Origin of the sequence: Microvirga massiliensis (assembly GCF_001006805.1) — a bacterium.
Classification (GTDB): Bacteria; Pseudomonadota; Alphaproteobacteria; order Rhizobiales; family Beijerinckiaceae; genus Microvirga; species Microvirga massiliensis.
This window is the reverse complement of sequence record NZ_LN811381.1, coordinates 18586-22469: the sequence shown is the minus strand read 5'-3', so window position 1 is coordinate 22469 and position 3884 is coordinate 18586. Positions and strand designations below refer to the sequence as shown.

Sequence of the window (3884 nt, the reverse complement as noted above, 5' to 3'; positions counted from 1 at the left end):
GATGGCGGCGGCGGCGGTGATGCGGCTCCAGACCGTGGTTTCGCGCGAGATCGCCATGACGGACAACGCTGTGGTCTCGGTCGGATCCCTACAAGCCGGGTCGAGTGCGAACATCATCCCGAACGAGGCTGTGCTCCAGCTCAATGTCCGGACGCTCGACGATCAGGTGCGTGATCAAGTGCTCTCGTCGATCAGGCGCATCGTCAACGGCGAGGCGACAACGTCAGGCGCGCCGAAGCCGCCCGCGATCACCATGCTGGGTCGGTTCCCCCTGACCGTCAATGATGAGGATGCGACGCGGAAGGTCGCGGAAGCTCTGCGACAGCGCTTGGGAGCCGAGCGGGTGCAGCCGACTGGTCCTGCGTCGGCCAGCGAAGACTTCTCGCTCCTCCCCCGTGCCTGGAACATCCCCTCAGTCTATTGGATTGTCGGCGGCACCGATCCGCAAAAATATGCCGAAGCGGAAAGGACCGGCAGCCTGAACAAGCTCCCGTCGAACCACTCGCCTGAGTTCGCGCCCGTTATCAATCCCACGCTGCGCACAGGCGTCGAGGCGATGCTTGCGGCGGCTGGCGCCTGGCTGACGACCCCTGGCGCCAAGTAGCGTTCTGGAGTGCACCGCGTTTCACCGGAGAGAAGCCGGCAGCGGCTCGGAGATCACCAGCAGGTTCCGATCAGCCCGATGCACTGAGGGCAGACTCAACTCACAGCATCGGTGAACAAGTCGGCGGGGAATCACTCCTCGCCTCACCCGCGTCTTAGAGTCTGACTCAAAACTCACCGCCTCTCTGGGCGGTTGGGATTCCAGCGACGTGAGAGGGCTTGGATCGGGCGACTTCGAGCCGGCTCCGCTCTATCAGGTCGGGATTGGATGCCTCCATGCGCCGTTTTCAGTCAGACACTTAGGCCCTACGTGCCAACGTTCGGCCGAGGCACCTTCGAAGCACGAAGACACAGTCATGGAGCATTTTGCTACTTCTGCTGGAGCCGGTCTCACGGCCCTCAGCTGCATCAGCAGCGCCGGGGCGCAGGCTCCCGTTTCCGGCACACCAAGCTCGCCGTTTCCCTTCGCGGCTCCTCATGAGGTCCAGACCATAGCGGTCGAGCCTGTCGGACCGTCTACGACGACCGGACCCAGCGCCGCGTGCCCGTGGAATGCGTGGGGCCGGGCACCACGGGCAGTGTCGTGGTTCCCGAACCGCGTCTTGTCACCGGTGGGACGACTACTGGGACTGCGGAAGCTGGCACGCCGGGGACTCCGGTGTCTGGCACACCGGGCTCGCCCTTTCCCTTTGCGGCTCCGCACGAGATCCAAACCATCAATGGTCGGCAATGCCGGACCGTATACGACGACCGGACTCAGAAACGTGTCCCCGTGGAGTGCGTCCAGTAATCTTCGCGCGGCCCCCGGCTCGCTGGCAGCCACACAGCAGAGCCCCGGATGTCAGCAGGCCGTCTTATGGGCGGACATATCTGGCGGGCATCTCTAGTGAGAGACTGGCGGGCTTGGCGGCCCGCCTGGGAGGAAGGCTACAACGTCAGGCGCTCCGAGGCGGCATTCGATAGCAAAGACTACCAAGAGCTTGGTGGGGTAACCTACCGGAACGGTTTCGGCCTTCTCGATAGTCGTTTTGACGGTCTTCGCAATCACCGCAGCGGCGTTCTCGACCTCGATGAGAGCGAGAATACGAGCGGGACGGGTCACATGGCAGAACACACGATCGATCGACGCAGCGTACTCTTGGGGATGGCGGGGGCCGCGTCCCTGTCGTCCCAGGCTTCGGCCCAGACCACGGCCACGCCAGGGTCGCACAGGGCGGGCACTGGCACAGCCGGGCGCCAATCGAGGCCCAACATCCTGATCCTGTGCATGGACCAGTGGCAGACCCACATGCAGGTGCCGAACGCGGTCCAGTTCCCCGCGATGCGCCGCCTCGAAGGGCAGGGCGTGTCCTTCGACCGGCAATACTGCACGGTGCCGATCTGCACGCCGTCGCGCGCGACCATGTGGACGGGCGTGCACGCCAAGCACACCGGTCTGTGGGACAACACCAACTTCGCCTGGATCGGTGAATTGTCGCGCGACATCCCGACGATCGGGCACATGCTGCGCGACCGGGGCTATCACACGGCCTTCAAGGGCAAGTGGCACCTGTCGGACGTTCCGGCCGGCGAGGACGCGCTCGAGTCTTACGGCTTCTCCGACTACCAGCAATGGGGCGATATGTTCGGCGCTACCCTCCAAGGAGAGAAACTCGACGACACGGTCGCGTTCGAGGCGATCGACTGGCTGGAGCACAAGGCGCTGGAACTCGACCAGCCGTGGCTTCTGGTGTGCAGCCTCGTCAACCCGCATGATATCATGTACCTGCGCACAGACCCGGTTCAGGCGCCCAACCCCAACGGCATGGTCGCCGATCATCAGTCTGCCGTGCAGCGGTTAGGCTGGTTCCAGCAGCAATGGGACGTCGATCTGCCGGCCAACTTCGCGGACGACTACAGGCTCCAGCCCTACGGTGCGCGGTCATACAAAGAGAACGCCGACCTGAACTACGGGCGCATCCCGGACGCTCGCCGCGACCTCTGGCTCAAGCATCGCAACTACCTGATCAACTGCACGCGCTTGGCGGATGCGCAATTCACGCGGGTGCTCGATGCGGTCGACCGTTTGAACCTCTGGCAGGATACCGTGGTGATCCTCACCGAAGATCACGGCGAGATGAACGGTGCCCACCGCACCACCCAGAAGGGCGGTACGGCCTTCGACGAGGCCGCCATTGTGAACCTGACCGTTTGCGCGCCCGGTGGGCTGCGCGGCCGCCACACCGCGGCGGTGGGATCGCACCTCGACCTCGCGCCGACCCTGCTGGCCTTCGCCGGGCTCGGCGATCGCGAGATTCAGGAGCGCTATCCGCACCTGAAGGGGCGCAGCCTCCTGGCTCCTGTGCTCGATCCGGACCGGGCCGGGCCGCGCGGCAGCGCCAGCGCACCGGGCGACGGGGCGCTCGTGTGCTGGGACGGGCTGAATTCGCTCGATAACGACTGGGTGGTCACCGGGGCCCTCAAGGCGACCGCGAGTTTTACGAGCAGCCCCTCCGGCAATCCCGAGCTGGCCCGGGAGCAGGCGGAGCAAACGTTGCGGGAAGTCGGACAGAAGTTCGGCGCGCCCGACTTCAGCAAGCGCACGTTCTTCCGCGCTGTGGTGGACCGCCAACACAAGCTGGTGCGCTGGTTCAGCCCGGAAGAGTACGGCAACCCGTCCACCTTCGACGAGCTGTACGCGCACAGCGACGTGGCCTTGTACGATTTGGTGAACGACCCGGGCGAGCTGGAGAACCTGGCGCATCCGGACCACCCCGACCATGACAGGGAATTGGTGGAGCGCATGTTGGCAAAGCTGCACGCGCTGGTGAGCCGCGAGATCGGCGAGGACCGCGCGCCGTTCAGTCTCGACCTGTTCGGCACACGCCAGGTGAAATACCGCTAGTTGGGAGCCTTGCAGCTCACCTCCCGCCCGGCATCGGCAGGACGCCTCCGGGTTAGAGATGGGCAGAGCGTTGAATGTGGCGACAGCACTCATAATCACGCAGCGTGGAGGACTGCTTATGCGTCCAGGACTTACAGATTTTCTCGCAGTGTTCACTGCCGGGAGCCTTCTGGCTCTCGCATCAACGAGCGTGCTGGCTCAGACGCAGCCACCAATCGGGTCTTTGGTCGAGCAGGTCACGCCGGGTGACACCGTTCAACCGGACCAGGGCCCAGGCTGGGGTCCACCACGGGAAGTGAACCGCACCGGGTTTGCCGGAGGCTCCCGCTCTTGAGAGGATGGAGCCATGACGAAGCGAACCCCGCCCTATTCACCCGAGGTCCATCCCCGTGAGGCC

General features: G+C 64.7%; 2 protein-coding genes. Both read left to right on the top strand.

Going from position 1 to position 3884, the window contains the following annotated elements; all coding sequences use genetic code 11:
- Window positions 1-604: peptidase dimerization domain-containing protein (locus BN1233_RS42110; RefSeq protein ID WP_046869653.1), on the top strand; the 604-nt coding region annotated here is incomplete at its 5' end.
- An 855-nt stretch (window positions 605-1459) separates the two neighbouring features.
- Window positions 1460-3487 (top strand): sulfatase-like hydrolase/transferase, encoded by a 2028-nt coding sequence (locus BN1233_RS42105; RefSeq protein WP_210168236.1) that lies wholly within the window; start codon window positions 1460-1462, stop codon window positions 3485-3487.
- The last annotated feature ends 397 nt before the right edge of the window (window positions 3488-3884 follow it).

What these genes read in the sequence shown, in the direction of transcription:
- BN1233_RS42105 (WP_210168236.1), top strand. Translation starts at nt 1,460, where the DNA reads ATGGGCGGACATATCTGGCGGGCATCTCTAGTGAGAGACTGGCGGGCT.